The organism is Chryseobacterium paridis (assembly GCF_016595215.1).
GTDB lineage: Bacteria > Bacteroidota > Bacteroidia > Flavobacteriales > Weeksellaceae > Chryseobacterium > Chryseobacterium paridis.
Genome location: NZ_JAENHK010000010.1, coordinates 2417235 through 2433539, shown reverse-complemented (window position 1 = coordinate 2433539; position 16305 = coordinate 2417235). Strand labels below are relative to the sequence as shown.

10 protein-coding genes are annotated in these 16305 nt (G+C 35.1%); 9 read left to right on the top strand and 1 reads right to left on the bottom strand.

What is annotated here, in order from left to right; genetic code table 11:
- Positions 1 to 8 precede the first annotated feature (8 nt).
- The 6 genes from JHL15_RS20425 (at position 9) to JHL15_RS20400 (ending at position 7154) form a co-directional block, all read left to right on the top strand.
- Positions 9 to 2021 carry a fumarate reductase/succinate dehydrogenase flavoprotein subunit gene (locus tag JHL15_RS20425; protein ID WP_200248863.1) on the top strand — a complete coding sequence of 671 codons (2013 nt, stop codon included), beginning with the start codon at positions 9 to 11 and terminating at the stop codon, positions 2019 to 2021.
- Positions 2022 to 2045: 24 nt separating this feature from the next.
- Entirely contained in the window at positions 2046 to 2813 is a 768-nt protein-coding gene (locus tag JHL15_RS20420; protein WP_200248861.1) for a succinate dehydrogenase/fumarate reductase iron-sulfur subunit, read from the top strand.
- 137 nt (positions 2814 to 2950) lie between these two features.
- The gene (locus tag JHL15_RS20415; RefSeq protein ID WP_200248859.1) at positions 2951 to 4492 is read left to right on the top strand and encodes a TlpA family protein disulfide reductase; all 1542 of its coding nucleotides are present in this window, start codon (positions 2951 to 2953) and stop codon (positions 4490 to 4492) included.
- A gap of 115 nt (positions 4493 to 4607) precedes the next feature.
- Positions 4608 to 6014 carry a 23S rRNA (uracil(1939)-C(5))-methyltransferase RlmD gene (gene rlmD / locus JHL15_RS20410; protein WP_200248858.1) on the top strand — a complete coding sequence of 469 codons (1407 nt, stop codon included), beginning with the start codon at positions 4608 to 4610 and terminating at the stop codon, positions 6012 to 6014.
- A 29-nt stretch (positions 6015 to 6043) separates the two neighbouring features.
- The gene (locus tag JHL15_RS20405) at positions 6044 to 6520 is read left to right on the top strand and encodes a DUF6452 family protein (protein ID WP_200248856.1); all 477 of its coding nucleotides are present in this window, start codon (positions 6044 to 6046) and stop codon (positions 6518 to 6520) included.
- A complete protein-coding gene (locus JHL15_RS20400) occupies positions 6486 to 7154 on the top strand; it encodes a DUF6048 family protein (RefSeq protein WP_200248853.1) in 669 nt (222 codons plus the stop codon). The genes JHL15_RS20405 and JHL15_RS20400 overlap by 35 nt, the downstream gene beginning before the upstream one ends.
- 31 nt (positions 7155 to 7185) lie before the next feature.
- On the opposite strand, the gene JHL15_RS20395 is transcribed toward JHL15_RS20400, so the two are convergent.
- Positions 7186 to 7635, bottom strand: a complete 450-nt coding sequence (locus JHL15_RS20395; protein ID WP_200248851.1) for a hypothetical protein — start codon at positions 7633 to 7635, stop codon at positions 7186 to 7188.
- 87 nt (positions 7636 to 7722) lie between these two features.
- On the opposite strand from JHL15_RS20395, the gene JHL15_RS20390 reads away from it, so the two are divergent.
- From JHL15_RS20390 to JHL15_RS20380, 3 genes are all read left to right on the top strand, one after another.
- Positions 7723 to 9735, top strand: coding sequence for a M43 family zinc metalloprotease (locus JHL15_RS20390; RefSeq protein ID WP_200248848.1), 2013 nt, complete (start codon positions 7723 to 7725; stop codon positions 9733 to 9735).
- Between the two features lie 271 nt (positions 9736 to 10006).
- On the top strand, positions 10007 to 12922 hold the full coding sequence (locus JHL15_RS20385; RefSeq protein ID WP_200248845.1) for a reprolysin-like metallopeptidase: 2916 nt from the start codon (positions 10007 to 10009) through the stop codon (positions 12920 to 12922).
- Between the two features lie 382 nt (positions 12923 to 13304).
- Positions 13305 to 16265, top strand: a complete 2961-nt coding sequence (locus JHL15_RS20380; protein ID WP_200248842.1) for a reprolysin-like metallopeptidase — start codon at positions 13305 to 13307, stop codon at positions 16263 to 16265.
- Positions 16266 to 16305: the final 40 nt, after the last annotated feature.

Genomic DNA, 16305 nt, shown 5'->3' with positions numbered 1-16305 from the left:
ATACTAATATGAGTAAGTTAGATTCAAAAATTCCAGCGGGTCCTTTAAAGGATAAATGGAAAAATCATAAAGATCATATGAACCTTGTTGCACCAAACAACAGAGATAAAATTGATATTATTGTTGTAGGTACAGGTTTGGCAGGTGGTTCTGCTGCAGCTACTCTGGCTGAGCAAGGATATAATGTAAAAGCATTCTGCTATCAGGATTCTCCAAGAAGAGCACACTCAATTGCAGCTCAGGGAGGTATCAATGCAGCTAAAAATTATCAGGGAGACGGTGACTCTACATACAGATTGTTTTATGACACAATCAAAGGTGGTGACTATAGAGCAAGAGAGGCAAACGTTTACAGATTAGCTGAAGTTTCTGCAAATATTATCGACCAATGTGTTTCTCAGGGAGTTCCTTTCGGTAGAGATTACGGCGGTCAGTTAGATAACCGTTCATTTGGTGGGGTTCAGGTAAAAAGAACTTTTTATGCAAAAGGGCAGACTGGTCAGCAGTTATTATTAGGTGCATATTCTTCATTAAGCCGTCAAATCGGAAAAGGAAGAGTGAAAATGTACAACCGTCACGAAATGCTAGAATTGGTAATCGTAGATGGAAAAGCAAGAGGAATTATCGCTAGAAACCTTGTAACTGGTGAGATTGAAAGACATTCAGCTCACGCTGTTGTAATTGCTTCAGGAGGTTACGGTAATGTATACTTCTTGTCTACCAATGCAATGGGTTCAAACGTTTCTGCGGCTTGGAAAATTCATAAAAAAGGAGCATATTTTGCAAATCCTTGTTATGTACAGATTCACCCGACTTGTATTCCTGTTCATGGAACACAGCAGTCTAAGCTTACTTTGATGTCTGAATCATTAAGAAACTCTGGAAGAATCTGGGTTCCTAAGAAAATTGAAGATTCAGTTGCCATCAGAGAAGGAAAATTAAGACCTGAAAATATTAAAGAAGAAGATAGAGATTACTATCTTGAAAGAAGATATCCGGCATTTGGAAACTTGGTACCACGTGATGTTGCATCAAGAGCAGGTAAAGAAAGATGTGATGCTGGTTTCGGAATTGAAAATAACGATACCAAAGAAGGTGTTTACTTAGATTTCTCCACAGAAATCATTAAAAAAGGTAAAGAAGCAGCTATTGAAAAGCATATTCACAATCCTACAGATCAACAAATTTATGATTTAGGTAAAAGTTGGATTGAGGAGAAATATGGTAACTTATTCGTAATGTATGAAAAGATTACCGCAGATGATCCTTATAAAACTCCAATGAAGATTTATCCTGCCGTTCACTACACAATGGGTGGTGTTTGGGTTGATTACAACTTGCAATCTACAATCCCTGGATGTTTCGTAATTGGTGAGGCTAACTTCTCAGACCACGGAGCTAACAGATTGGGAGCTTCTGCATTAATGCAAGGTTTGGCAGACGGATATTTTGTTCTTCCTTACACCATTGCAGATTATCTTTCTGCAGATATCAGAACAGGAGAAATTCCTACGACTTCTGCTGAGTTTGACGCAGCTGAAAAAGAAATTAAAGACAAGGTAAATTTCTTTGTTAATAATAAAGGAACACATTCAGTAGATCATTTCCACAAGCAATTAGGACATATCATGTGGAATAAGGTTGGAATGGGAAGGACTCCGGAAGGTTTGAGAGAAGCGATAGTAGAAATCGATGAAGTGAAAAAAGATTTCTGGAAGAACGTAAAAGTAATGGGAGAAGCTGAAGGGATGAACACAGAGCTTGAAAAAGCGTTCAGAGTAGCAGATTTCTTGGAGCTTGGACAGCTAATGGCAATCGATGCTTTACACAGAAACGAATCTTGTGGAGGACATTTTAGAGAAGATCATGCTACTCCGGAAGGTGAAGCAGAAAGAGATGACATTAACTTCAAATATGTAGCAGCTTGGGAATATAAGGGTGATGATATTAAACAGGAAGTTCTGCACAAAGAAGATCTTATCTATGACAATATCGAAGTTAAAGCAAGAAGTTACAAATAATCTCCAACCTATAAATATAAAATTATGAGTGCAAAAAAAGGCCTTCATCTTACGCTGAAAATTTGGAGACAAAAAAATACGAAAACTAAAGGTCAGTTTGAGACCTATAAAATATCGGATGTTTCCACAGATTCTTCATTCTTAGAAATGCTGGACATCCTTAACGAGAATTTAATTAACGAAGGAAAAGAACCTATCGCTTTCGATCACGACTGTCGTGAAGGAATCTGTGGAATGTGTTCTCTTTACATCAATGGTAGAGCTCATGGTCCTGATACAGGTATTACGACTTGTCAGCTTCACATGAGAATGTTCAAGGATGGTGAGACAATCGTTATTGAACCATGGAGAAGTGCAGCTTTCCCTGTAATTAAAGATTTAATGGTGGACAGAAGTGCATTCGACAGAGTAATGGCCGCAGGTGGTTTTATTTCTGTGAATACTTCTGGAAATACATTAGATGCCAATGCAATTTTAGTTCCTAAGGAAGATGCAGATAAAGCGATGGATGCTGCTGCATGTATCGGTTGTGGAGCTTGTGTAGCTACTTGTAAAAATGGTTCTGCTATGTTGTTTGTTGGAGCCAAAGTTTCTCAGTTCGCATTACTTCCTCAAGGTAGAGTTGAGGCGAAAAGAAGAGTTCTGAATATGGTAAAAGCAATGGATGAAGAAGGATTTGGTAACTGTTCGAATACAGGAGCTTGTGAAGTTGAATGTCCTAAAGGGATTTCTTTGGAAAACATTGCAAGAATGAACAGAGAATATATGTCAGCATTAGTTGATAAAGGATAAAATCAGTTCAAAAAAATAAAAAAAATCGTCTCCTTATCGGATGGCGATTTTTTTAGTTAAATGTTTCATAAAAAGTACTATTTAATTGTATTTAGTATACTTGAAAAACTTATTTTTGCTTAATTATAAAAATCAAAATGAAAAAATATCTTTTATTGTTTATCATTGCAATATTTGTGATGTCTTGCTCTAAAAAAGTAGAAGTAAAAGGAAAAATAACAGGAGGATCTCCATTAGAAAGAATCGAATTTATTGAGGCTTCAGGAGTTGCCACATTGCCATTAGCCAATATTGGGGTGAAAAATGATGGGACATTTTCCGGAAGTTTCGAGGCGCCTAAAAATGGGATGTATCTTATTTCTTATGCTGGAAAACAAAACTTAGTTTATCTAAAAGGAGGTCAAACTCTTAATATTTCAGGAAGTGGAATGAGTTTCCCTAATGACTATGTTATTACAGGAGATGCAAAAAAGAATAACGATTTCTTTACAGCTTCTCAAAAGTATCTTACTAATTATGCTCAAACAGTTAACATGAATGAGCTAATGACGAAAGATGAAAAAGGTTTCCTTGCTGGTATCCAAAAAGTTGAAAAAGATATTGATAACAATATTGAAGAAAATGTAAAGAAATTCAGTCCTGACAGTGAGGTGGTACAATGGAAAAAGAATGATCTTGCCAGTACTTTACTATCTATTATCAGTCAGTATGAGATGAGACAAGGTCAGATGTCTGGCAATCCTTCATTCAAAGTGGGGAAAGCGTTCACTGATTATGAAAATAAGCTTCAGGAAAATAAGGAGGTTATGATAAAAGAAAATCCTTATTACAGACAATATTTATTGGCTAAAATGAGCCCTGAATTTCAAAAATATGCTGAAGCAAATAGCAAGAATAAAACTGATATTACAACTTCAGAATTATTTACTCAGTATTTGAAAACGAAGAAAGATATTTCTCAAACAGCTAAAGATTATCTATTAGCATTTGTAATGGCTCAATCTGATATTCATCCAGGTTCACCAGTTAAAACTACTGATAAGATTAAGAAGATCATTGATGAAGATATCAAAGATCCTACTATCAAAAGTGACCTTACTAAAATTCAGATAGCTGTAAACGGAGTTAAAATTGGAGAAGTTGCTCCAGATGCTTCTTTAATAAAACAAGATGGAAAGTCATATAAACTTTCTGAGAATAAAGGGAAACCATATATGTTGCTTTTCTATGCATCATGGAATCCATATATTGGAGAAGCTGCAGTTCCTGTGTTAAAGGAAGTAGTTAATTTTTATAAATCGAAAATGAACTTTGTATTTGTAAATGTAGATGATACTAAAGATCAGTTTATAAAAACAAGTAATACTCTGTTGAAAGGAATTCCGGGAGTAAATGTTTATGGTGATGGAGGATTAAACTCTGATATTGCTAAGAAATATGGTGTTTATGGATTTAAATTACCTTGTTTTGTAATCATAGACAAAGATGGTAAAATTGCCAGCAGATCTTTTGTGAATTTAGGAGAGCCTGAATTAGTAACAATATTAGATAAATTAACAGGGCTTTCTGCACCAAAAGTTAATCCTAATGTACAATTACAACCAGGTTTAGGTGCTGATCCATCTGCTCAACAGATGAATCCGCAACCAGCAAATCCTCAACCTGCTCCAACAAAATAGTAAACTTTAACATACATGAAAAACCTTGTCCTAGGATAAGGTTTTTTTTATTGTATTTTTGCAAAATGAAACCGAAAGGTTACATTCCAACAGATAGAAAAAATAGAAATTACGGATGAGACAGAAGAAGAACATTATTCTTGAAAATATCAGGTTAATAGCAGCCGGAGCTAAAGGTGTGGCAATAGGTAGAACAGAAGAGGGGAAAACAGTATTGGTTTCAGGAGCTATTCCAGGAGATTTAGTAAATGCAAGAGTGAAAAAATCTAAGTCTAAATATTACGAAGCTGAAGCAGTAGAAGTTGTAGAAAAATCTCCCTATAGAGTAGATCCTAAGTGTGTTCACTTTGGAACTTGTGGGGGATGTAAATGGCAAAACATGAGCTATGAAAAGCAACTTGATTTCAAACAGGAAGAAGTTTATAATAATATCAAAAGAATTGGCGGGATCGATCATTTTGAAACAGTTCCTATTTTAGGTGCTGAAGAACAATATTTTTATAGAAATAAAATGGAGTTTTCTTTTTCTAATGCGAGATGGCTTACTCAATATGAAATTAGTTCTGAAGAAAATTTTGGTAGCAAGGATGCTTTAGGGTTTCATATTCCAGGAATGTGGAGCAAAATTTTAGACCTTAAAGAATGTTTCCTTCAGGAAGATCCATCCAATGCTATCCGATTAGCAGTGAAGAATTATGCAGTAGAAAAAGGGTTAGATTTCTTTGATGTTAGAAATCAGGAAGGGTTCTTAAGAACTTTAATGATGAGACAGAACTCTAAAGGAGAATGGATGGTACTATTCCAGCTTTATAGAGAAGAAAAAGAAAATAGAGAAGAGCTTTTTCAATTTTTAATACAAAAATTTCCTCAAATCAAAACCTTAGTTTATGCTATTAATCCTAAGCAGAATGATTCCATTTATGACCTAGATATTAATGTTTACTTTGGTGAAGGGTTTTTAATGGAAGAAATGGATGGATTGAAATTTAAAATTGGTCCAAAATCGTTTTTCCAAACCAATTATAAGCAAGCATTGGAGCTGTACAGAAAAACCTTAGAATTTGCCGACTTGAAAGGTGATGAAGTAGTTTATGATCTTTATACTGGAACTGGAACTATTGCACAGTATGTAGCCCGAAAAGCAAAGCAGGTTATCGGAATAGAATCAGTTCAGGAAGCTATTGATGCTGCTATCGAGCATGCAGAATTAAATGGGCTTACCAACTGTACTTTCTATTGTGGTGATATGAAAAATGTTTTTAATGATGAGTTCTTAGAAAATCATCCTAAAGCTGATGTGTTAATTACCGATCCTCCAAGAGATGGGATGCACCAGAAAGTAGTAGAACAGATCTTAAAACTTTCTCCTGAAAAAGTAGTATATGTAAGCTGTAACTCTGCAACCCAGGCGAGAGATCTTGCATTAATGAAAGATCAATACGATGTGGTAAAAATATTGCCAGTGGATATGTTTCCTCAGACGCATCATGTTGAGAATATTGCATTGCTGATAAAAAAATAATTTACCTAAATTTGGCTTCAAATCTTATTATGAAATATTTTAAATTTCTTTTATTGACATTCATATTAGGAATGCTTTGTTCGTGTGGAGGAGATGATGATATCTGTGAAAGTGGAGAAGGAACACCTAGAATTAAACTAGCATTTAAAAACGCAGCAACTGATAAAGAAGTTACATTGGATTCCTTGTATGTTGCTGTTGATTATGGGTCTGGAAAAGTACAATTAGGAAAACTCCAGAAGATAACTTCACGATTAGTACCATTAAGAGTCGATGATTCGCCTTACACGGATGTATATGTCAGATTATCAGACAAAGGGCAGGAGTCTAAGGTTAGAATAAGTTATACCACTAAATCGATCTATGTATCCCCAGGGTGTGGGGTGAAAAAAAATTATGGGAACTTGAGTTCTGAATTACTAACGCCTAATCCTGTTATGAAAGTGGAAGTGGGACAAAATAATATAGAGAATGAAGACAAAACTAATCTTTACCTTCTTTTTTAGTGTACTGAGCCTCTTGAGTTTTGCTCAGGTAAAAAAAGCAAAAGCTGAAACAAAAAAGGAAAAATGGAAATATGAACCCAATTTTATGGTTGGTTTTGATGTCCTTAATTTTGGTAGTGCCTTTTTCTCAGACAGAAAATTATATCAGGGTTTTATATCTTCAAAAATCAATGGGAGCTTACATGGTATTGCAGAAGCCGGTTTTGAAAAGAATGTTTATCAGAAAAACGGATATGACGCTAAGGCAAACGGACCTTTTGTTAAAGTAGGGGTGTTTTATATGCTTGCTAAAGATCCCGAAAATGAATTCAATGGATTTTATGCAGGAGGAAAAGCAGGTGGTTCATTTTATACTCAGGAATACATGGCAGTACCGGTAAGAGGATTTGGAGGTAGCAATTCTTCTGTAGCCTTTCCATCATCTACCCAATCATCTTATTGGCTCGAGGGTGTGATAGGAGGTAGGGTACAGTTATTCGAATCCAATTTTTATATAGATGTTAATCTTCAGCCTAAATATATGGTGTTTACCACAAAACAGGATGATATACAGCCAATGATTGTTCCAGGTTTTGGAAGAAGCTCTTCAAAATTTAATATGGGCTTTTCCTGGAATATAGCTTATAAATTTTAACTTTTACGTAAACCTGAAGAAATCTTCAGGTTTATTTTTTTAAAGTCTGGTACAAGGCTTCCAATTCTTTTGGTGGAGCCCCAGCGTCAAATTCAGCGGACTGGTATGTCTTTCCTTTTGAGATAATACTTATAGTTGATGAGAGGGCTCTGTCAGAAAAACGGCCCGATGTAGGAGCTTGATATGAAGCTATTTCACTTAAATTAACTGAATTTGCCTGTTTTACTATATTTTTCCATCCATCAAATGACATTTCAAGACTACTTGATTTTCCATTTAATGAAGTAATTATATACAAAGGGGTGTAGGTGATTTTTCGGTCTGTTCCTCTGGTTTGTTCAGTTAATTCAATTTTTTCAACAATATTTTTTTGATTATTTGCAACTGATTTATTTTGATCAATTTGTATCTTCTTTTGAGAGCTACAACTTCCGTTAAATACTGTTGAAATTACGAGTAGTGATGATATAATGTTTTTCATTTTGTGATTTTTATTTAATTTATTTCAAATTTAGTTAAATATATTGCTTTAAACTGATATATTTGCGAATCTTATAAAATTAAATTAATGAGAAAATCTACTACTTTAAAATTTCTTTTTTTATTACCCTTTTTTGCAACAGCAGTATTGAATGCTCAAAGCAAACCCGGAAATAATAAAAAGCAAGCAAACTTCACTAATAAGCCTGCGCAAGAACTTGCTCAATCGCATGGTTTTGAAAGATGCTCAACTGTGGAATATGAAAGCTATTTACAGGCAAAATTTCCTGGAAGAATGAATGCAGACCAATTTGAAGCTTGGTTAGCACCATTGGTTCAAAATGCAAAAGCAAATAAATCACAAAATGGGAATATCATTACAATTCCTGTTGTCGTACACGTTATTCACAATGGTCAGAATCTTGGAGTTGCTCCCAATATAGTTGATGAGCAGGTAATGTCTCAAATTACTGTGATGAATAATGATTACCGTAGATTAGCCGGAACTCCTGGTTTTAATAACAATGTAGTAGGAGCTGATGTACAAATACAATTCGCATTAGCAAAAGTTGATCCTAAAGGAAATCCTACTAATGGTATTGATAGAGTGAATTTATGTCAAACTTCCTGGTCAAGAGCAGATATTGAGACTTTTGTAAAACCTGAGACTATTTGGGACCCTACTAAATATATGAACATGTGGAGCTTGAAATTTACAGATACAACTTTGTTAGGATATGCTCAATTTCCATCTACTTCCGGTCTGCCTGGTCTGAATGCGCAAGGGGGAGAAGCTTATTCAGATGGTGTAGTTGCTAACTATGCTACTTTTGGAAGCAGTGATTATAATGTGAATAATAGTTTCTTACTTGGTGCTCCGTATGATAAAGGAAGAACAATGACACATGAGGTAGGACATTTCTTAGGATTAAGACATATCTGGGGTGATTCAAATTGTGGAGATGATTTCTGTGCAGATACTCCTACAGCTCATACTTCAAACTATACTTGTAACCCTGCAATACCAAGCTGTACTAATCCATCTATATTTGAAATGGTTCAAAATTACATGGATTATACTAATGATACATGTATGAACATCTTTACGATTAATCAAAAAGACAGAATCACAACGGTAATGAATAACTCTCCTAGAAGAATGGAGCTTAAAACTTCAGTTGCTGATCAACCAATTCCTTTATTCCCCAATGATGCAGAGGTGAAGCTGGAGCGTGAATGTGCTACTGCTACTTGTGCTCTTCCAACAGCGCAGAATCCAAAAATATCTTTGTATAACAGAGGAACAAGCCCATTAACATCTGCAGTTATTACTTATTCGGTAAATGGTAATTCAAAAACGTATAACTGGTCAGGAAATCTTGCTCAGGATAAATATCAGATAATAACACTTCCTATGGACGCGAATGTTCTGGGAGGACAGATGAATATTAATGTAACTTCAGTAAATGGTGTTGCTGATCAAAGATCGTCTAACAGTAATATTACTGTAAATTATTTAGGTGCTATAGTAAGAGCAGATGCTAATGTAGTATTTAATCTTCAGTTAGATCAATATGGGTCTGAAACAAGTTGGACACTTAAAAATAGTTCAGGAGCTACAGTGCAAAGTGGTGGTCCTTACACTGACTCACCAAATGGAGCTCTTCCTGCTTTAAAAACATTTAACTGGACATTAAGTGCAGATGAGTGCTATACTCTTACTGTTAATGATGAATATGGTGATGGTTTCTATCCTTATGGAGGATATTATAATGTTAAGTCTCAATCCGGAACAACATTGCTTTCAGGATCTCACTTTGCTTCTACTCAAAGCAGATCATTAAAAGTACAAGTATTAGGAACTAATGAAGTTGTTAAAAATAATTTTGGAATCTATCCTAATCCTGTGAATGATGTTTTAAACATTACTAAAGTTTCGGATAAAGCTCATTTTGAAATTCATAATGCTGTAGGACAACTTGTGAAAAGTGGAACGATCTCAAATAATCAAATTAGAGTAGCTGATTTAGTAAAAGGAACCTATATCATTTCAATAAAAGATAATGCAATTTCAGAGAGCATTAAATTTATTAAAAAGTAGAAATATTTTATAATAGAAAAAAGGTCACAATTTTGTGGCCTTTTTTTGTTTTTTTTATTTAACCTTTTAGTGAATTATTTTTCTGGATTATTGTATTCTAGTGATTTTGATATGTGTCGCATTGTTTTTGAAAAAAAAGCAAAACAAAGATTATATGTTGTTGGATTATTCAACGAGAATAGTGAGTTATTAAGTTTATGTTATTTTTTATTAAAAATATGTTAAGCTTTTTATATTTTTGCCTAATCCAAATTAAAAAAGATATTATTTTATGAAAAAATTACTTACTACTTTATTTTGTAGTTTAATTGGCGCTTCTGCTTTTGGACAGTGGACACCAACTACATTTGAAAGAGGTGACAAGCTTGAATCAGCCCAAGTGAGAAATTACTATAAGCTGGATCTTGAAAAAATTAAATCGCAGCTTAGAGGTGCTCAGGAAATGGGTACCAATTCTAAACCTGTTGAAATTCTACTTCCTACTCTAAGAGGAAAAATGGAAAGATTTGTTGTGTATAGCTTTCCTGTAATGACAAAAGACTTTGCTGAGCAATACCAACTAGGCTCTTATGCTGGGGTAGGTGTAGATGATCCAAGCAAATATTTGAGATTTTCTGTTGCTCCCAATGATTTTCAGGCAATGATTATCCAAGATGGGCAATATGAATTTATTGATGCTGTCAATGCTGATAAAACAGTTTATGGAGTACATCCAAAAACAAAAAAAGAAGGAGCTTTTGTATGTTCAACAAAAGAAAGTGCAGCATCCCAGGCACAAATTAAAGAATTGTTGAAAGGAGGTAAGTCTTTTGCGCATCAACCCACTTCTTTTTCTAAGTCATCCGATAAGAAGTATAGAACCATGAGACTGGCTATGTCGGTTACTGGAGAGTATACTCAATATTTTGGAGGTGCAGCTGGTGCGCTGGCGCAGATTAATGCAACCATGACAAGAGTAAATGGAGTTTTTGAAAAGGATTTTGCGTTACACCTGAATGTTTTGAGCTATCCTGCTTTGATTTATCCAGATCCTGCTACAGATCCTTATTCGCCAGCCGCACAAATGGGGAATTGGAATTTACAATTACAGAATACATTGACTACGGTAGTTGGAAATGCCAATTATGATATCGGGCATTTATTTGGTGCGTCAGGAGGAGGAGGTAATGCTGGGTGTATAGGATGCGTTTGTATAGATCCTTCAACAGCCGAACCAGAAGGAAAAGGTTCTGGAATTACATCACCAGCAAGTGGTGGACCTCTGGGTGATAATTTTGATATTGATTACGTTGCCCATGAAATGGGGCATCAGTTAGGAGGTAATCATACCTTCTCTCATGGTCTTGAAGGAACTGGTGTTAATATGGAGCCAGGTTCAGGTTCCACAATTATGGGATATGCCGGGATTACTGGACCAAACACAGATGTTCAGCTTCATTCGGATGCTTATTTCCATCTTGCATCAATCAAACAGGTTCAGGCTAATTTAATAGATAAAACTTGTGATGTAGAAACTCCGGTGGCAAATAATCCACCTGTAATTGCAGCTTTACCAACATATAATATTCCTAAAGGAACTGCATTTGTACTGACTGCTTCTGCAACAGATGCTGAAAATAATCCAATGACCTACACATGGGAAGAAATGGATGATGCAAGTGTTGTAATTAATAAAAACAATTTAGGGACGACTAGTACCGGAGCTTCATTTAGATCCATTGCCCCTTCTACGAATCCAACAAGATATTTCCCTAAATTATCTTCAGTATTGGCTGGAGTTCTTAATAATTCCAATAATCAGTGGGAATCCGTTTCTATGGTACCAAGAACGACTAAGTTTTCTGTAACAGTAAGAGATAATAACCCTGCTCCTAACCAACAGCAGACTCAATATGCTGATCAGACAATTGTTGTGGGTAATGACGGACCATTTAAAGTTAATACATTGTATATGAATAGTGGGGCAGCTTCACCTTTAACATGGGATGTTGTGAATACTACGGCTGCGCCTTACAATGTTGCTAATGTAAAAGTTGATTATACAACAGATAATGGAACTACTTGGGTAGTGGTATCTGCTTCAACGGCTAATGATGGTACAGAAAATATTACTTTACCATCTACTTTGAACGGGCAAACTATTAAGTTAAGAATTTCTGCAATAGGTAATGTGTTCTATGCTGTTAAATCGGTAATGGTGACTACTTTAGCTCCTTGTAGCAGTGCAGCACCTATTAATATTGTTGTTTCTAATATTACGGCCAATTCAGCAGATGTAACTTGGCAACCTCTGATAGGAGCAACTTATAAGGTTCGCTATAAAAAAGTGAGTGAGACTGTGTGGACTCAGTTAGATGTGAATAATCCTAATGTAACATTAAATGGTCTAGTGGATGCTACGGCATATGAAATACAGGTTGCTGCAGTTTGTAGTGGAACAGTTGGAACGTATTCCGCATCTACTAATTTTACAACACAAAGTATGGCATATTGTACCTCATCAGCAAATGATTCTACTTATGAATATATTTCAAATGTAACAGTTGCTAATATTAATAATGCATCTCTTAGTAGCTCTTATACAAATTATACTACCAATCCTGCTCTTCAGATCAATTTGATTAAAGGAACTGCTTATCCTATTTCTGTAACTATTGGAGATCCTGATACTGATGCAGTAGCAGCATGGATTGATTATAATAGAAATGGAGCATTTGAAGATTCTGAAAAAGTTCTTAATTTCCCTGTAGGTACGATAACAGGTCCTATTACTGGTTCGTTTACAGTTCCACAGTCAGCTGTAACAGGTTTGGCGACAAGAATGAGAGTTATTCTGCGTTATGCTACCGGTACAGGTTCATTAGGTGCTGCTAATACTTGTGGAACTTTTGGTTATGGAGAAGTAGAAGACTATAATGTGATGATAACATCCAATTTAGGAACTTCAGAATCTAATATCAAAAATGAGAATATTCAATTATTCCCTAACCCTGCAAGTGATATCTTGAATATTACTAAAGTTTCAAACAAAGCTCACTTCGAGATTCATAATGCTGTAGGACAGCTAGTTAAAAGTGGTACTATTACCAATAATCAGGTAACAGTAGCTGAGTTAGTGAAAGGTGCTTATGTTATTTCAATAAAGGATAATGCAATTTCAGAAAGCATTAAATTTATTAAGAAATAGATTTTGAATCGGAGTCTTTTATTTTAACTATTCTAAAGTGTTATTTGAATAATATTAATAATAAGGCAGTATTACATTAATTTAATTTTCAATTTAAATAATTAACCCTTACACTTTAAAGTGTAAGGGTTTTTGTTTAATTGTGTAGTATTTATTTTTATATGGGTTATTTTGTTTTTAATTGTGTGATTTCTTGTTAGGTGTGGGTATTTTGTTTTTTTAATGTTGTTTTTTTATTTTTTACATATGTAATAATTTGATTGTTGTTGTGAACTATTTAAAATATATTGAATGTTTTATTGTATTTATTATATTTTATATTAAATATCTGTTTAAGTTTTTATATTTTTGTTAAATGTGAATTTAAAAAATGTATTAATTTATGAAAAAACTACTTACTACTTTATTTTGTAGTTTGATAGGAGCTTCTGCTATGGCACAATGGACTCCTACAACATACGAAAGAGGGGGGAAACTAGGATCAAATTATGTCCGAAGTTATTATAAGCTTGATCTTGACAAAATCAAATCACAGCTTAGAACTGCTCAGGAAATGGGACCAAACTCTAAACCTGTAGAAATTTTACTTCCTACTATGGGTGGGAAAATCGAAAGATTTGCTGTCTATAGCTTTCCTGTAATGACAAAAGATTTTGCTGATCAATATCAGCTAGGATCTTATGCTGGGGTTAGTTTAGATGACCCAAGCAAATATTTGAGATTTTCTGTTGCTCCAAATGATTTTCAATCGATGATTATTCAGAATGGAAAATATGAATTTATCGATGCTGTCAATGCTGATAAAACAGTTTATGGGGTGCATCCAAAAACAAAGAAAAATGAGAATGGGTTTTTGTGTTCAACAACTGAAGATCCGGTTTCACAAAGCCAGATTAATGAATTGTTGAAAGAAGGAAAATCTTTTACCAACCAACCAACTACTTTTTCTAAAACTTCTGATAAAAAGTACAGAACAATGAGACTGGCTATGTCAGTTACTGGAGAATATACTCAATATTTTGGAGGAGTAGCTAATGCTTTGGCACAGATCAATGCAACAGTGACAAGAGTAAATGCTGTCTTTGAGAAGGATTTTGCATTACATTTAAATGTATTAAGTTATCCGACTCTAATCTTTGATAATCCAGCATCAGACCCTTATGCAACGGTTACTAATCCCTTAGCACCTCCAGGTTCATGGAATTTGTCATTGCAACAACAGCTTACAACTGTTGTAGGAAGTGCTAATTACGATATTGGTCACTTATTCGGAGCTTCCGGAGGAGGAGGGAATGCGGGATGTATTGGTTGCGTATGTATAGCACCTGCAAATACAAATTCCCTTGGTAAAGGATCCGGGATTACATCTCCAGCAACCGGAACGGTAGATGCTTCTGCTTTGCACCCACCTTCAGGAGATACTTTTGATATCGACTATGTAGCTCATGAGATGGGACACCAATTAGGTGCTAATCACACTTTTGCACACAGCTTAGAAGGAGCTGGTGTAAATATGGAGCCTGGTTCAGGGACTACAATTATGGGATACGCTGGTATTACAGGTCCTGATACAGATGTACAGCCTCATTCTGATCCATATTTTCATATTGCAAGTATTAAACAGGTTCAGGCTAACTTAATTGCAAAAACATGTGATGTAGAAACGGATATCGCAAATAATCCACCGGTTATTGCTGCATTACCAACATATAATATTCCTTTGGGGACTGCATTTGTTTTAACGGCTTCTGCTACAGATGCTGAGAATGACCCCTTAACTTATACTTGGGAAGAAGTAGATAATGCAAATGTTACAATTAATAAAGCTAATCTAGGTACGACTTCTACCGGAGCTTCATTTAGATCTGTTGCGCCTACTACAAGTCCGACTAGATACTTTCCTAAGTTTTCTTCAGTAATGTCAGGGGTTTTAAATAACTCTAATAATCAGTGGGAATCAGTTTCTATGGTGCCGAGAACTACAAAGTTTTCTGTAACGGTAAGAGACAATAATCCCGCGGCAAATCAGCAGCAAACTCAGTTTGCGGAACAAACTGTCGTTGTGGGAAATAATGGTCCATTTAAAATCAATAATTTTTATGTAAATAATAATGTGCCATCTGCAATAGAATGGGATGTTGCTAATACTACAGCAGCTCCATATAGTGTGGCGAATGTAAAGATTGATTACACAACAGATAACGGAACGACATGGACTTTATTATCAGCCTCAACTCCAAATGATGGTACTGAAAACTATACGTTCCCATCTTCTCTGAATGGACAGACTATTAAAGTGAGAATTTCTGCAATAGGAAATATATTCTACACGGTTAAATCAATAATGGTTACAACTCTTGCGCCATGTAGTGGAGCTGCGCCAACAAACCTTATTGTATCCAATATTACAGCACACTCAGCTGATGTTACATGGCAGCCGGTTGTAGGTGCTACGTATAAATTGCGTTACAAAAAAGTAAGTGAGGCAAGCTGGACTGAATTGAGTTTGAACACAGCTTATACAACATTGAATAATTTAGTAGAAGGTGCTGCTTATGAAGTACAGGTAGCTACTGTATGTAGTGGCACAACTGGTACTTACTCTCCGTCTACAAACTTTACAATACAAACTTTAACCTATTGTGTTACTGAGGCAGATGATACTGATTATGAATATATTTCAAATGTAACTGTTGCTAACATTAACAATACGTCTTTAGAAAGTGCCTATACAAATTATACAACTAATCCTGCTCTTCAGATTAATGTAATTAAAGGCAGTACTTATCCGATTTCGGTTACCATTGCTAATCCTGATGTTGATACAGTTGCTGCATGGATTGATTACAATAAGAATGGTGTATTTGAAGCAAATGAAAGAGTTCTTAACTTCCCGGTTGCTCAGATAACAGGTCCGGTTACAGGTTCATTTACCGTTCCTCAGTCAGCTGTTACAGGTCAGCCTATGAGAATGAGAGTGGTATTATTATATGGAGGTCCTGACAATGCAGGAGGGTCTTTAACAGGTCCTTGTGGAACACTTAGTTACGGAGAAGCTGAAGATTATAATGTGGTAGCAACTTCTACTTTAGGAACTTCAGAAACTGTTATTAAAAACGACGGTATCCAGTTGTATCCTAACCCTGCAAGTGATGTATTAAACATTACTAAAGTTTCTGATAAAGCAACTTATAAAATTTATAGCGTTACTGGTCAGTTAGTAGGTAGTGGAAATATCAACGGTGGAAAAATTAATGTTTCTACTTTGGTAAAAGGTGGATATGTAATTACAGTTGATGAAAAAGGAAAAGATGTATTTAAATCTAAATTCATTAAAAAATAAGACAATATTCTTATAAATATGGAATCCTCAGGCATTAGCC